At 54.8% G+C, this 14,579-nt stretch carries 15 protein-coding genes and 1 tRNA gene; 7 read left to right on the top strand and 9 right to left on the bottom strand.

Going from position 1 to position 14,579, the window contains the following annotated elements:
- The first annotated feature begins 99 nt into the window (after positions 1-99).
- The 3 genes from GBEM_RS17825 to hsdR are packed head-to-tail and all read left to right on the top strand — an operon-like array spanning position 100 to position 5,173.
- Entirely contained in the window at positions 100-1,572 is a 1,473-nt protein-coding gene (locus GBEM_RS17825; protein ID WP_318842305.1) for a class I SAM-dependent DNA methyltransferase, read from the top strand.
- Positions 1,569-2,756: a restriction endonuclease subunit S gene (locus tag GBEM_RS17820; protein WP_012531998.1), complete on the top strand. Its 1,188-nt coding sequence runs from the start codon at positions 1,569-1,571 to the stop codon at positions 2,754-2,756. Before GBEM_RS17825 ends, GBEM_RS17820 begins: the two co-directional genes overlap by 4 nt.
- Positions 2,757-2,764: 8 nt before the next feature.
- A complete protein-coding gene (hsdR, locus tag GBEM_RS17815) occupies positions 2,765-5,173 on the top strand; it encodes an EcoAI/FtnUII family type I restriction enzme subunit R (protein WP_012531997.1) in 2,409 nt (802 codons plus the stop codon).
- Between the two features lie 897 nt (positions 5,174-6,070).
- Here hsdR and GBEM_RS17810 read toward each other — a convergent pair.
- From GBEM_RS17810 to GBEM_RS17780, 7 genes are all read right to left on the bottom strand, one after another.
- Positions 6,071-6,388 carry a hypothetical protein gene (locus tag GBEM_RS17810; RefSeq protein ID WP_012531995.1) on the bottom strand — a complete coding sequence of 106 codons (318 nt, stop codon included), beginning with the start codon at positions 6,386-6,388 and terminating at the stop codon, positions 6,071-6,073.
- A 15-nt stretch (positions 6,389-6,403) separates the two neighbouring features.
- On the bottom strand, positions 6,404-7,129 hold the full coding sequence (locus tag GBEM_RS20975; protein WP_012531994.1) for a TIGR04255 family protein: 726 nt from the start codon (positions 7,127-7,129) through the stop codon (positions 6,404-6,406).
- A gap of 267 nt (positions 7,130-7,396) precedes the next feature.
- Positions 7,397-7,484 (bottom strand) — tRNA-Ser (locus tag GBEM_RS17800).
- Positions 7,485-7,581: 97 nt separating this feature from the next.
- Positions 7,582-7,842: a hypothetical protein gene (locus GBEM_RS17795; RefSeq protein ID WP_012531993.1), complete on the bottom strand. Its 261-nt coding sequence runs from the start codon at positions 7,840-7,842 to the stop codon at positions 7,582-7,584.
- 65 nt (positions 7,843-7,907) lie between these two features.
- Entirely contained in the window at positions 7,908-8,408 is a 501-nt protein-coding gene (gene tadA, locus GBEM_RS17790; protein WP_012531992.1) for a tRNA adenosine(34) deaminase TadA, read from the bottom strand.
- A 133-nt stretch (positions 8,409-8,541) separates the two neighbouring features.
- Positions 8,542-8,961, bottom strand: a complete 420-nt coding sequence (nikR, locus tag GBEM_RS17785; protein WP_012531991.1) for a nickel-responsive transcriptional regulator NikR — start codon at positions 8,959-8,961, stop codon at positions 8,542-8,544.
- A 290-nt stretch (positions 8,962-9,251) separates the two neighbouring features.
- Positions 9,252-10,139, bottom strand: a complete 888-nt coding sequence (locus GBEM_RS17780) for a complex I NDUFA9 subunit family protein (RefSeq protein WP_012531990.1) — start codon at positions 10,137-10,139, stop codon at positions 9,252-9,254.
- A gap of 150 nt (positions 10,140-10,289) precedes the next feature.
- Here GBEM_RS17780 and GBEM_RS17775 point away from each other — a divergent pair, with 150 nt between their 5' ends.
- Positions 10,290-10,766 carry a ferritin family protein gene (locus GBEM_RS17775; protein WP_012531989.1) on the top strand — a complete coding sequence of 159 codons (477 nt, stop codon included), beginning with the start codon at positions 10,290-10,292 and terminating at the stop codon, positions 10,764-10,766.
- Positions 10,767-10,857: 91 nt separating this feature from the next.
- Here the strand turns inward: GBEM_RS17775 and GBEM_RS17770 are convergent, their stop codons facing one another.
- Entirely contained in the window at positions 10,858-11,310 is a 453-nt protein-coding gene (locus tag GBEM_RS17770) for an FKBP-type peptidyl-prolyl cis-trans isomerase (RefSeq protein WP_012531988.1), read from the bottom strand.
- A gap of 220 nt (positions 11,311-11,530) precedes the next feature.
- Here GBEM_RS17770 and GBEM_RS17765 point away from each other — a divergent pair, with 220 nt between their 5' ends.
- From GBEM_RS17765 to GBEM_RS17755, 3 genes are all read left to right on the top strand, one after another.
- The gene (locus tag GBEM_RS17765; protein WP_012531987.1) at positions 11,531-12,052 is read left to right on the top strand and encodes an NUDIX hydrolase; all 522 of its coding nucleotides are present in this window, start codon (positions 11,531-11,533) and stop codon (positions 12,050-12,052) included.
- Positions 12,049-12,942, top strand: coding sequence for an RluA family pseudouridine synthase (locus tag GBEM_RS17760; RefSeq protein ID WP_012531986.1), 894 nt, complete (start codon positions 12,049-12,051; stop codon positions 12,940-12,942). Before GBEM_RS17765 ends, GBEM_RS17760 begins: the two co-directional genes overlap by 4 nt.
- 328 nt (positions 12,943-13,270) lie before the next feature.
- On the top strand, positions 13,271-13,708 hold the full coding sequence (locus tag GBEM_RS17755; RefSeq protein ID WP_012531985.1) for a hypothetical protein: 438 nt from the start codon (positions 13,271-13,273) through the stop codon (positions 13,706-13,708).
- Positions 13,709-13,715: 7 nt separating this feature from the next.
- Here GBEM_RS17755 and GBEM_RS17750 read toward each other — a convergent pair whose 3' ends face one another.
- Positions 13,716-14,396, bottom strand: a complete 681-nt coding sequence (locus GBEM_RS17750) for a cyclase family protein (protein ID WP_012531984.1) — start codon at positions 14,394-14,396, stop codon at positions 13,716-13,718.
- Positions 14,397-14,579 lie beyond the last annotated feature (183 nt).

Below are 14,579 nucleotides of genomic sequence, written 5' to 3'. Positions count from 1 at the left end.
GGCCGCTCTTTCAAATAAACTGCCTCAGAATGATCTTTATCGCGGTGCGTTAACATGCTATAAAGGGGCGTTTTTCTTACACGCTTCTGCGAATTACTGATGAAGGATGAGATACTGATGTTCGAGCAGGCATTCAAAAATATAGATGACGTTCTCTGGAAGGAAGCGGGTTGTACCACTGAGCTCGATTACACGGAGCAGACTTCCTGGCTGCTGTTCCTGAAGTACTTGGATGGCTTGGAACAGGACAAGGCCATGGAAGCTGAGTTGGAGGGGAAGAAGTACAGCTACATCCTAGACGAGCCGTACCGTTGGGAGACTTGGGCTGCGCCGAAGGGGGCAGATGGGCAACTCGATCACAATAAAGCGATGACTGGGGACGACCTTCGCGACTTCGTGGATCGCAAACTCTTTCCCTATCTGCACGGCTTCAAACAGAAGGCGAGCGGACCGAATACCATCGAGTACAAGATCGGGGAGATCTTCGGCGAGATCAAGAATAAGATCCATAGCGGTTACAGCCTGCGCGACATCATCGACCACATCGACGAACTGCGGTTTCGGTCGCAGTCGGAAAAGCACGAACTCTCCCAGCTCTATGAAGCAAAGATCAGGAACATGGGCAACGCCGGCCGGAACGGCGGCGAGTATTACACCCCGCGCCCACTCATCCGTGCCATCGTACAGGTCGTGAAGCCGGAGATAGGCGAGCGTATTTATGACGGGGCTGTCGGTTCCGCAGGCTTCTTGTGCGAAGCGTACGACTACCTAGTGGCCAAGCCCAATCTGACTACTGCCGACCTGAAGATGTTGCAGGAGCGCACGTTCTACGGGAAGGAAAAGAAGTCGCTGGCCTACGTCATCGCGATCATGAACCTGATCCTGCATGGGATTGAAGCCCCGAACATCATCCACACCAACACCCTCACGGAAAACTTGGCCGACGTGCAGGAGAAGGACCGCTTCGACGTTATCCTCGCCAATCCCCCCTTTGGCGGCAAGGAACGCCCGGAAGTCCAACAGAACTTCCCGATTCGCACCGGGGAGACGGCCTTCCTGTTCCTTCAGCACTTCATCAAGATGCTGAAGGCAGGGGGGCGAGCTGGCGTCGTAATTAAAAACACTTTCCTCTCCAACACGGACAACGCTGCAGTCAGCCTACGGAAGCTCCTGCTGGAAAGCTGCAACCTGCACACCATCCTCGACTGCCCAGGTGGAACCTTCCAAGGCGCCGGTGTGAAGACTGTCGTGCTGTTTTTTGAGAAGGGAGCACCGACCCGTGAGATCTGGTACTACCAGCTTGATCCGGGTCGCAACATGGGTAAGACGAACCCGCTCAATGATGACGATCTTATCGAGTTCGTCGAACTGCGAAAGACCCTTGCCGACTCGCCGAAATCGTGGAGTGTGAATGTTGACGACATCGACAAGGCAACCTTCGATCTTTCTACGAAGAATCCCAACGGCAACGAAGAGGTTGTCCATCGTACTCCGCAAGCAATCATTGATGAGATCGCGGCTCTCGACGCCGAAAGTACTGAGCTGCTGGTAAAGATAAGGGCTCTGCTATGAAGGCGGGATGGGTGACAAAAAAGTTAGGGGAGATATGCGATATCGAGCGGGGCGGTTCTCCGCGCCCAATTGATAGTTTCCTTACGGATGCTCCAGATGGCATTAACTGGATCAAAATTGGCGATACGAAGACCATTTCGAAATATATTTTCACGACGGAACAGAAAATCCGACCGGAAGGGGCCAAGCGTTCACGTATGGTTTTTGAAGGAGACTTCATTCTGTCCAACTCGATGAGTTTCGGACGACCCTACATAATGAAAACAACTGGCTGCATTCATGACGGTTGGCTTGTATTACGGGAGAAGGAGCCTAACGTTAATCAAGATTACCTATACCATGTGCTTAGTTCAGATCTAGTGTATAGGCAGTTCGACCGGTTAGCGGCAGGCAGTACAGTAAGAAATTTAAATATTGGGTTGGTGAAGGGCGTAGAAGTCCCAATTCCATCGATTTCCGAGCAGCAGCGCATCGTCGGCATTCTCGACGAAGCCTTTGATAGGATCGCCACCGCTAAGGCAAACGCCGAAAAGAACCTCCAAAACGCCCGTGCCCTCTTTGAGAGCCATCTGCAATCCACCTTTACCCAGCGTTGCGCTGGCTGGACGGTTAAGACAATCGGGGATCTTGCAGAGCACTCGCTCGGCAAGATGCTGGATAAAGCAAAGAACAAGGGGGAGCTGCAACCTTACCTGCGTAACATAAATGTGCGCTGGTTCACTTTCAACCTTTCAGACCTCCTTGAGATGCCGTTTCGTACAACAGAGGTGGGTAAGTATACAGCGGTTAAGGGAGACGTACTGATTTGTGAAGGCGGGTATCCCGGAAGAGCTGCAATCTGGACCGAAGACTATCCGGTTTACTTCCAAAAAGCTCTCCATCGAGTTCGTTTCCACGAACCTGAGCACAACAAGTGGTTTCTCTATTACCTGTATGCCCAAGACAAAAGCGGAGAGCTGAAGAAACATTTTAGTGGAACAGGGATACAACATTTCACGGGTGAGGCTCTCTCACGATTCAAACTCCCCTTGGCTCCACTTCCAGAACTACGTCGTAACGTGGCGAGATTTGAAGTCCTTTTAGAAGAGACGCAACGCCTTGAATCCATCTGTCAGCGAAAGCTCACCGCGCTCGAAGAGCTGAAAAAATCACTTCTTGACCGGGCATTCACAGGCCAGTTATAGGAGCAGCAATGAACGAAGCCGAAACCCGAGCCGAACACATCGATCCCACACTAAAAGCGGCGGGTTGGGGAGTAGTTGATGGAACCCGCATCCGCCGCGAGTATCCGATTACCCTGGGGCGTATCGAGGGCAACGGCAAACGGGGTAGAGCGTTAACTGCCGACTATGTGTTGGAGTATCGCAACACGAAGCTGGCGGTAGTGGAGGCCAAGGCGTGGGACAAACCCCTGACGGAGGGGGTCGGACAAGCAAAGGACTACGCGGGTAAGCTGGCTATACGTTTTACCTACGCCACCAACGGGCAGGGCATCTACGGTATCGACATGGACACCGGGGCCGAGTTAGAGCTGGCGCAGTATCCGTCTCCGCAGGAATTATGGGCCCGCACCTTTGCCACTCAGAACGCCTGGCGTGACCGCTTCGCTGCCGTGCCTTTCGAGGACCGTGGCGGCTACTTTCAAGGTCGCTACTACCAAGACATCGCCATTGAACGGGTGCTGACGGCGATAGCTGACGGGCGTGACCGGATACTCCTCACATTGGCGACCGGCACCGGCAAGACCTTCATCGCTTTCCAACTTGCCTGGAAGCTCTTTCATAGTCGCTGGAACCTCACCGACTGGAAAAAAGAGGGTGAACCCTCACGCCGTCCGCGCATCCTCTTCCTGGCCGACCGCAACATTCTCGCCAACCAGGCGTACAATGCTTTTTCTGCCTTTCCCGAAGACGCCCTTGTGCGCATCTCTCCTGATGAGATTAGCAAGAAAGGGAAGGTGCCTAAGAACGGCAGCCTCTTTTTCACCATTTTCCAGACCTTCATGTGCGGGCCACCGAAGGACGGCCACCCTTCCCCTTATTTCGGTGAATACCCACCCGATTTCTTCGACATCATAATCATAGACGAATGCCACCGCGGCGGCGCCAACGACGAGAGCGCTTGGCGCGACATCCTGGAATACTTCGCCCCGGCCGTGCAACTGGGCCTGACCGCCACTCCCAAGCGCAAAGACAACATAGACACCTACGCCTATTTCGGCGATCCGGTCTACATCTACTCGCTTAAAGAGGGGATCAATGACGGCTTCCTCACCCCTTTCCGGGTGAAGCAGATATCGACGACGCTGGACGAATACGTCTACACCCCGGATGACAGCGTGATGGAAGGCGAGGTCGAGTACGGCAAGGTCTACAAGGAATCGGATTTCAACAGGGTCATCGAGATAAAGGCGCGTGAAAAGAAGCGGGTGGAAATCTTCATGTCTCTTATCGACCAGCGGGAGAAGGCGTTGGTATTCTGTGCAACCCAGGATCATGCTCTTGCGGTGCGGGACCTCATCAACCAGATGAAGACCTCCACCAACCCCAACTACTGCCAAAGGGTGACAGCCAACGACGGCGCCCTGGGTGAACAACACCTACGTGACTTCCAGGACAACGAAAAGACCATTCCCACCATCCTGACCACCTCCCAAAAACTCTCAACCGGCGTGGATGCCCGCAACATCCGTAACATAGTGCTGATGCGCCCGATCAACTCCATGATCGAATTCAAGCAGATCATCGGACGCGGAACCAGGCTTTATGATGGCAAGGACTACTTCACCATCTACGACTTTGTCAAAGCCCACCACCATTTCAGCGACCCGGAGTGGGACGGCGAACCGTCAGAGCCAGAACCGTGCAAGAGTTGCGGCCAGCGGCCATGCATCTGCGAAAAGCCCCAGCCTCAACCTTGTGCCGTGTGCGGAGAAACACCATGTACCTGTGAAAAACCGCTGCCCGAGCCGTGCCCGAAATGCTTCCAGCGCCCGTGCGTTTGCAAGAAGAAGGCGAAGGTAAAGCTTGCTGACGGCAAGGAGAGATCCATTCAGCACATGATGGTGACTAGCTTCTGGCATCCCGACGGCACCCCCATGTCGGCGCAGCAGTTCATGGAGGCGCTCTTCGGCAGGTTGCCGGAGTTCTTCAAAAACGAGGCGGAACTCCGCACATTGTGGAGCCGGCCAGACACCCGCAAAAAGCTGCTTGAGAGGTTGGCAGAGAAGGGATTCGGAAAAGACCAGCTGGCCGAAATGCAGAAGATCATCGATGCGGAGAAGAGCGACCTGTTCGACGTGCTGGCCCATGTGGCGTATGCGCTTGCTCCGCTCTCCCGCGAGGAACGGGCGACAAAAGCCAGAGTCGTCATCACCCAGCATTTCAACACCAAACAGCAGGTTTTCCTAGATTTCGTGCTCGCACATTACGTGATAGTCGGCGTAGAAGAGCTAGACCAATCGAAGCTGACCCCGCTGCTCAAGCTGAAGTACCACGACTCCATCGCCGATGCCGTCGCCGATCTCGGAAAGCCCGACGACATCGGGAAAGCATTCGCCGGCTTTCAGCAGTACTTGTACCAGCAACAGGTATCTGTTTGATTGCAAGGGGCTTCTGGGTGGGCTGCAGATGAGAGAAGAGGTGCGGTGACTTCGTTCTGGAAGGAGACCCTAAATGGCGAAAGCTTCAGTGGAGTGCGGGAAAAGATGTTCAAACATGTGGAGTTTGGCATCCGAGCGCAGATTATGAATACGATCAAAACGTTCGTACTGCAGCACCAGTAATAAGGAAGAGCGTGCAGCCTATGCCAGGGGAGCGTCGGGAAGAGAAGAGGGGCCTCTGGCCTGCCTTGGGAAACTTATATGGCAGACGCGAATGGCCTTATACGAGCGGGGCGGTCGCGGGACGATCAGTTTCGGCTGTCACTCTGCAAAGGTGATGAGACAGTTTAATGCACATGCAATAGTGGCCGTAGTTGCTGAGCGAGAAAAGACGGCGGTCCGAAAGACTTGACCTTTCCAAAGAAGAACTCAGGACATGGTATATCTGATCCCAAAAAACAATACCTCCATTAGGGATGTGGCTATTGTCGGGGAGATACATTATTTGGGATGCACATTGTTTTTTAATCTCAGCTAAATGATTTTCGACCGCGGATACCTTGTGCTTTGCGAGCAGGGAATCTTCGTAGGACTTGAAATCAATGATTGGGGTGAAAAGAATGTTAGAGTTGAAATACCTTTTATTTTCGGATATTTCCATGTCGCATGTGTTAGATAAAACAAAACATTTGGACGTCGTATTTAGGACACCATTTCGGGTATATGGGAGGCCGGCAATGCAATCGCCCTGATATACAGTACCGGGGGCAATGCCGTGATTGCTGTAGAACCTGTTGTAAGCTATCTCCGGGAAGCGTTTTACAGCCTCTCGCAGCTCTTTGTATGAGTGATCCGTGAGATACTTTGGCAGATAATCTGGTATTTCAGAAGCAGGGATCATGCAAGCAGAGAGTCGAACTCGTCATGCAGGATGTCGAAAAAATAACCTGGCACGTCCGCGCTCTGCTTGGAAATGCCGAGAGAAAAATTAGCGAATATGCCTATATCCTCATAATCTTGCTGTTGAATGACAGCTACGCGGTTGCCTGCATAGTAAACAAACTGGGATGCCCCACTAACCTGAAGTTGGTGGACGCCCGCAGTGTTCATCATGCCGCTTCCAGAAACAGTAAGACCGCTCAACAAAGCAGCACCTAGTGCCCCCACACAAAAGGGCGACGGCAGCATTGGATGGGACTCAGATTGCGTAGCCATACTAGCCTCCTTTGTTTAATAGACTGGATTCAAGCGTTCTAGTTTTTCCGGGCGTAAAAGCGAGAAGAAGGTACGCTTCTCTATACTGTGTGCCCTGTCTATTAAATCCCATAAATTCTGAAGAATATCGCCAGTAGCATCTTCTTTAAACGTGTCAATGTCAAGAATTGAGGCTTTTGCCGCTTTCCCTTCATTGACGATGTCTACGTTGTTCCCGATCTGAAGGGTGTTTTTAAATTCTCCTTCTTGATAGACAAATGTGCTATGGAACTGTGATTCTGCAAGCGGTAAAGGACTGGATGTGACATTGAAGATGATGCTTTCGGCAATTGGGCCGTCAAAGATGTTGACTACTCTCAGACCCAGACGTTCAATTTTTATGACATACCCTTCGATGTCTAGTAAAGCTTCCATGGCTTTACGTATCTCTCTGTGAAATGCTTCCCAGCCAACGTATGGGGGACTGCAAGCAAATACAATCACCCTTGGGCCAATTGATATAGAAAGGTTGTCTTTGCTGAACTTGTGCAACGGCTGATAAGCCAGATTGGGATCGCTTTGCCGTAGCTGTTCTGGGATATTAGCGATCGGCAAGTTTGCAACAGAAGGGAATTCTCGACGTAAACGGCTGTAGGCAAGGCCAAAAATAGCATCAGCAGGTACATTCGGAGAAGGCGCAAGCCGGAGCTCTATAATAGATTGGACAATTGGGCAAGGGGAAATCTCCCTAGGCAGTTTCATGATTCCTGAGTCCTTTTTATTTAACAAGAGCACAATGCAGGCAATTTACGCTACTGTCGATGTATTTGTAAAGAAGAAACTCTTGGGACGTTAGCCTTCCCAGCTGTGTTACTTAATGATGTTACAGGACTGACTTCTTATAGTCAAATCCAGTGAATCATGAGGGATCGTACTACCGAAACATTCGTGACCGGGCAAGCAGCAGCTACATATTTGCTACATAAAATGACAAAAAGGCCAGTCGTGATGACTGGCCTTTTTGTAAGTTGGCGGAGAGATAGGGATTCGAACCCTAGGTACCTTTCGGTACACCTGATTTCGAGTCAGGCACCATCGACCACTCGGACATCTCTCCGAATATTGCTTTCCCACCTCTTTGCAGAGGGTCGAAAAGATATACCTTATTTCACTTCGAAATTCAAGCCCTGGTTTTCCTGCTCATAGCGCCTGTCTCAATAGGTGAGCCCGGCGTAAAAATCCTGCAGATACTGGCGCTGGGTCTTGGTCGTGACTCCGCGGGCATCTATCTCTGACAGTATGCGCCAGATGAGTCCCAGTTCGCTGTAAACACGCAACACGGCTGACAGCTGGTGCCGGGCATGTTCTTCTGTCGCTATGGTCCCTTGCAGCAGCTCTTCGGTGTAGGCTGCAAGTCTGGTGATTTCGTGATGTGTTGCCATGACGGCAATGGGGGTGATTTCGTCTGTTTGCATAGGCGCCCCTCTTCAAGCGAAGAAACTTGTTTCGTTTTGCCTATTCGGCAGGGGGCGAAAAATGTTTAACTATTTTCGGAAGTGGGTGAGGATTTATTCACGCTCTTTTTCTTCGCCCTCAGTTCGGCGAAAAACCCGGACAGCATGGAGGATGTTTCTTCGCCCCTGACCCCGGGGGTGAGTACGACGCTGTGGTTCAGCCTCTTGTCGTCGGAAAGGTCGTAGAGAGATCCGGCGGCTCCTCCCTTTGGATCGTAACTCCCGAAAACGACGCGGTCCAGGCGGGAGAGGATGACGGCTCCCATGCACATGGTGCAGGGCTCAAGGGTCACGTACAGGGTCGCGCCGGTCAGGCGCCAACTGGCCAGCTTCTTCGCCGCCTTGCGGATGGCGATCATCTCGGCATGCGCCGCGGGGTCCTGGTTGCTCTCCCTGAGGTTGTGCCCCCGTGCGATGATGACCCCATCCTTGACTATGACGGCGCCTATCGGTACTTCGCCTATCGCTTCGGCCCTTCTTGCCTGCGCTATTGCCTTGCCCATCCAGTAGTGATCGTCTCTTTGCATCTTGTTCCTTTGGATCTTCAACTTATGTAGGGGGCAAGCTTTCAATGGGTGGCGCGTTCCCCCACCCCCTGCCCCCTCCCGCAGGGGGAGGGGGAACTTAGGCTGCAATTCTTCGAGCGGGAATGCAGGAGAGTCAGTGCAGGCCTTCGCCGGTGGTGGTCATGACCAGTTTGCCGTGCTTCACTCCCTTGACCCCGATCAGTTCGTCGGCAATCCTGCGCACGTCGCGGGCCTTGCCACGCACCACGAGCACTTCGAGGCAGTTGTGGGCGTCGAGATGGACGTGCAGTGCGGAGATGATCTGGTCGTGATGCGCGTGCTGGTGCTCGGTGAGCTTGTCGGAAAGATCGCGGACGTGGTGGTTGTAGACGAGGGTGACGGTGCCGACGCCTTCTTTTTCCCCTTCTTCCCAGTCGAGCTCTACCTGGGCCGCCCGGATCAGGTCGCGGATCGCCTCGGAGCGATTGGCGTAACCTTTCTGCTCAATGAGCCTGTCGAAACTCTCAAGCAATTGGTCGTCCATTGATATACCAAACCTTACTGTCTCACCCATGCATGACTCTCCTTGTGAAGGTGCCACACTATACGTGAAACAGCTTCCGGAGTCAAAAACGTAAGGCGGAGAAAGGCGGAACACAGAGGTCACGGAGGTACACTGAGGACACTGAGGTTTTTTCTGGGAAAGGCTAAAAGCAATCACCACAGAGGTACACAGAGGAACCACAGAGGAAAGGCAAAAAGGTTAAAGGCTTTGATTTAACCCAAAAGTTTATGATTTCCTCGGTCCTGTTTTTCCTCTGTGATCCTCTGTGTCCTCTGTGGTGAAAGATTTGAGGTTTTTGACTAGGGCTTGAGGTAACTGCGGATGCCGGGTTCTAGTCGGGTGGGCTGGAAGGTGAAGGTCCTGCGCCAGCCGCCGTCGCAGATGCTTCCCTGCACCAGCATGGTGATCTGGTCGGAGGTGACGGGGAAGAAGGGGAAACTTTCGAAAAGCGGCACCACCAGGCGCATCAGCGGCAGCGGGTTTTTGATCTTCAGCACCCGCCCCTTTCCCATGACCCGTGCGATGGTGTCGAGCAGTTCGTTGTAACTTAACCGGTCGGGACCGCATAGCTCAAAGGTCTCGCCAATGGCCTCCGGTTTCTCCAGGGCCTCGGCGAAGCAGCGCGCCACGTCGTCCGCGCTTATGGGCTGCAACTGGTATTCGCCGTCGCCTATGACCGGCATCGCCGGCAACATCCTGAGGAGCCCGGCCAATTGGTTGATGAAATCATCCTTCGGGCCGAAGATGATGGAGGGGCGGAAGATGGTGTAGTCGAGACCCGAGGCGCGTACCGCTTCTTCCGCCTCAAACTTGCTTTTGAAGTAGCGCGCTTCGCTGTTGGCGCGGGTTCCGAGAGCGGACATCTGGAGGTGGCGCGTCACTCCGTTATTCTTCGCTGCGGCGATGATGTTGCGGGTGGCTTCGACGTGAAGCCGCTGGAAGGTGATGCCGCGCCCGGGAAATTCGCGAATAATGCCGATCAGGTTGATGGTGGCGTCGCATCCCTTGACGGCATCGGTGAAGCTCTCGGGAAGTGTTGCGTCACCCTCGATCTCTTCGATGCCGGCGAGTTTTTCGCTTGCTCCCTTTCGGTGTACCAAAAGCCGAATGCTATGGCCGCGCTCAAGCAGGGCTTGCCTTACATGACCGCCTACAAAACCGGTTCCGCCGGCTAGAAATACTCTCATAGCCCCTCCCTTTGAAGCTTTTTCCGCAGCGCAAAGTGTATCAAGAGTTGGCAAAATCTCCATTGAACGGCTTGTCGTATACAAATACTTGTGCTCAGATGCGTCTTGTGTTAAAAAACCTTTCAAATCAAACGCTAGAGGAGACAATCCATGGCTGAACAGGGTGATGTTTGCTACACATTTGAAGCCGCGATAGATATGGCCACCAAAATGGAAGACGAGGGTTTCAGGGCTTACCTGGCCGCTCTTCGCATCGTCAAGGACAAGGCAGCCCGTGAAATCTTCAAGGAAGCGGCGCTGGATGAGCTTGAGCACAAGCATCAGCTGGAAAAGACATTAATCGACGGCGAGATGAAAGGGGGGGAGGGGCTGCACCAGCCGGTGCCGACCATGAACCTCGATTACGTGCTTGCCAAGCGGGAACTCCGCCCCGAGTCCGACGCGCGCGAGGCGCTGGCATACGCCATCCACCTGGAGAAAGGATCGATCGATTTTTACCAGAGGATGTCCAAGGGGTGCGAAGGCGCTCCGATGTCGGCGCTCTTCAAGAAGATGCTGGCTGACGAGTCGCGCCACCTGCAGGAGCTCGAAGACCTGTACGAGCGCCACTTCATGGCGGAAAACTAAAAGCGCCAAGCGCGCTTTGGCTTAAGGGATGAAAAAATCCCCTCCTCGTTGCCGGGGAGGGGATTTTTTTGTCTGCCGTGAAAGCCTGCCGCTAGAGGATCTCTACCAGCTTCAGTTCGAAGTTGAGCGGCTGGCCGGCCAGCGGGTGGTTGGCGTCGATGGTGATGGTTTCGTTGGTCACCTCGACCACCAGTACGCTGAACACCTGGCCGTCTTCCTGGGTCACTTCGAGCTGCTGCCCGACCTCAGGGTTCATTTCGGGAGGCAGATCGCCGCGGGGTACTACCGCAACCATCTCCTGGACCCTCTCGCCGTAGGCTTCCTCGACCGGGATATGGATGGTCTTGCTTTCACCGACCGAAAGACCTTTTATCCCTGCCTCGAAGCCAGGAATGACTTCTCCCTGTCCAATGGTGAACTCGATCGGGCCAGGCCCGCAGCCGCAATCGTCCTCAGCGCATTCCGAAGAATCGAAAATGGAACCGTCATCGAGCTTCCCCGTATAATGGACCTTTACGCGATCCCCTTCTTTAGCCTGTGCCATAACGCCACCTCTTGATTATTTTGGAAAACAAGTGCTGAACGATAACAGACAGTCGGGCAATTATCCACACTAAATTTGCGGATAATGTCGGGGATCTCCCCGTTAATCGATGAAAGCAGCGTGATTTTGAAGGATTAGAATGCGTTAAAGCATGCTGTCCCTGCAGCTCAAATTCCTTCACTTCCTGCAGGGGAAATGCTATTTATCTCCGGGGGGTACTATGGAGACAAAAAACAGGTCGGTGCTCTTCAACGGCATAGTGGTGGACATCGAGCAGATGGACGTCTTGATAGGGGAGCAGGGATGGTACACCTACCAGGTGGTGCGTCACCCCGGAGGGGCTGCGGTCCTGCCGTTGCACGACGACGGCTCCGTTACGCTGATCAGGCAGCTCCGCCCTGCGATCGACGATTTCCTGATGGAGATTCCAGCCGGCCGGCTCTCCAAGGGGGAGGACCCGGCTGCGTGCGCGGCGCGCGAGTTGATCGAGGAGACGGGGCTGAGGGCCGAGAAGTTCACCCCGCTTGGCATACTGCACCCCTCGCCGGGGGTGTTCGACGAGGTGGTGCACCTTTATCTCGCCACCGGGCTCACCGCCGGAGAGGCGGAGCCGGAGGACTACGAGGAGATCTCCAGCATCAGGATCCCGTTGCCAAAGGCGCTGGAGATGGCCGCCGACGGGAGCATCACTGACGGAAAGACGATAGCTGCGCTCTTACGCGCACAAAGGCATATTGGATGATATTGACGGCAAGGGTAGATGCAGAACTAGCAGGGACACGATTGGACGACGCGGCGAAGACGCTTTTTCCGCAGTACTCGAAGGGCGAGATCCGGCGCATCATCGACTGGGGCGGTTGTTACCTCTCGCAGACGCTGGTGCGGGTGGCTTCTCGCACCGTGAAGGAGGGGGAGGAGATCGCCCTCGGGATCATGGAGGCCGAGCGCTGCATCGAGCTCGCCTATAAAAAGGAAGAGCTTCTCTACGAGGACAAGGATTTCCTGGCGGTCTACAAGGCGGCTGGTTTCAACAGCCAGCGCACCCCGTACCAGTTGAAGGGTACGGTGGAGTACGCTGTGGAATGCTACATGAAGAGCATCGGGCTCAGGGATCCGTCGCGCGTGGTGCACCGACTGGATCGCGGCACGAGCGGCGTGATGTTTTTCCCCAAGCACAAGCAGGCCGCGACCCTGATCTCGAACCTGCTCAAAGACGGCAAGGTGCAAAAGACCTATTGGGCGCTGGTGGCGGGTTCGCCGGACCAGCAGAGCTGGAAGGTGGACGCGCCGCTGGGGAAGGTGAGCAAGTTCAAGTACGGAGTAGCCCTGAATGGGAAGCCGGCGAGGACGCTGTTCCGGGTGGTCGGCGAGGGGGCGGGGGTGACCGCGGTAGAGGCGAAGCCTTTGACCGGACGCACGCATCAGATCCGGGTGCACCTGGCCCACTCCGGTTTTCCCATCATCGGGGACGAGACCTACGGCGGCATACCCGCAGCCCGAATGATGCTGCACTGCCGCGGCATGCGCTTTACCGGGGCGAGGGGAAAGGTCATCGAGGCATTCGCCCCCATTGATGCAGACTTCAGGGCGGCTGCAGCGGAAGGGATCTGGGAAGAGAGCGCGGAGCAGTAGGGAGGGCGTAGAAGCCTGACCAAGGCAAAACCAAATCCCCCCTGGCCCCCCTTCGCAAAGGGGGGAACGTACGGGCTCTTGCCGCGCTTCGTGGTGAGATGAATTCGGTTCCCGGCACACTCGGAAGGGTATTTGGTCTCGTTCCCAAGGTCCACCTTGGGAACGCAAGGCCTGCCGAAGCTCAAGCTTCCACTAGATGTAAAGCTGGAGCTTTGCGCCGCATTGGGTTCCCAAGCTGGAGCTTGGGAACCAGGGGCACCGCAGCAGGTCAGGTGCGGGGCTGGTTCGGAATACATTGAAGGGAAGTCAACTATAGCGGAGGTAGTGAATGAAGAAGAAATTGCTCTTAGTATTGGTGTCGGCGGTTTTGATCATTGCAGGCGCGTTCGGCGTCTGGGCCAACGAACAGACCGCGATGCAGCCCGGGTGCAGCAAATGCGCGAAAGCGGAGACGGCTCCGGTGCAGGCCCAGCCGGGATGCCCGAAGTGCGCGAAACAACAGCCTGCTGATGGGAACGCCGCTGCACCCTGCCCCAACTGCGTCAAGGCGGGAGTGGATTGTCCTAACACGCCCAACTGCCCGAACTGCCCGAAAGCTGGGGCTGAGGTAAAAGCGGGACCGGGCTGCGCCAACTGCGCCAAGATGAAGGATGCCGCGGCAGCTTCCCCGGCGGGATGCGACAAATGCGCGAAACTGAAGCAGCCGGCTGAGCAGCCGGTGCAGAAGCCGTGCTGCAACAAAGACAAGAAGTATCAGCCGCTATAGCCGGGTTTCACGCCAGCGGCCATTTGCTGGTGTGGGGATCGAACTCCGGCTCGGTAGCGGAATCGGAACCGCCAATCAGGAGCGCCCGCACGGGCGCTCCGTCCCCGCCTTTAAGCTTCAGCGGCAGACAGATGAGCTGGTAGTGCCCCGCCTTGATGCCTTCCAGGTTCAACCCCTCGATTACCAGTATGCCGTCTTCCAGCAAGGTGCGGTGTACGTCCCCCTCGCCATGGAACCCTTCGATGGAGAGATAGTCTATCCCTACGAGCCTCACCCCTGCGTCCCGCAGGTACTGCGCGCCGTCTTTGGTGAGGGCGGCGTACTCTTCGGAAAATCCCTTTTGCTGCCAGAGCTTCGAGTTGTCCGTCTTCAGCAGCAGCCGCTCTTCCCCCTCGATGCGAAACTTCTCCAGTTCCTGACGCCCGATTTCCTTGGTGCCGAGGATCTCCAGCACCAGCGCCTTGCCGATCACGGTTTCCAGTGCGATCTCGTCGACCGTGGTTCCGGCGTCGTCGAAATGGAACGGCGCGTCGAGATGGGTGCCGCTGTGGCTTCCCATGCTGATGCGGGAGACGTTGGCGGAATCGCCTTGGGAGATGCGGCTGAAGGGTTCGATGGTGATGCCGGGGTCGCCTGGGTAGATGGGAAGATCGCTGGAGAGGGAAACGGTAATGTCGTGGATTCGCATCGGTACCTCCGTCTAACCAATTGACGATTGACAATGGACAATTGACAATGGACAATTGACAATGGAAAGACCTGCTGATTATGCAGCCGGCAAATTATAACACACACCTTCGCTATGAAACCGCTTCAGTATGCAGGCATGCCTTCGCATCAGGCAGCCAAGACCAATTGAAAAAAAGGGGGT

The sequence above is a fragment of the Citrifermentans bemidjiense Bem genome, assembly GCF_000020725.1.
Taxonomy (GTDB): domain Bacteria; phylum Desulfobacterota; class Desulfuromonadia; order Geobacterales; family Geobacteraceae; genus Geomonas; species Geomonas bemidjiensis.
Note: the sequence above shows the minus strand (reverse complement) of the source record. Positions and strands in the feature narration are given on the sequence as shown.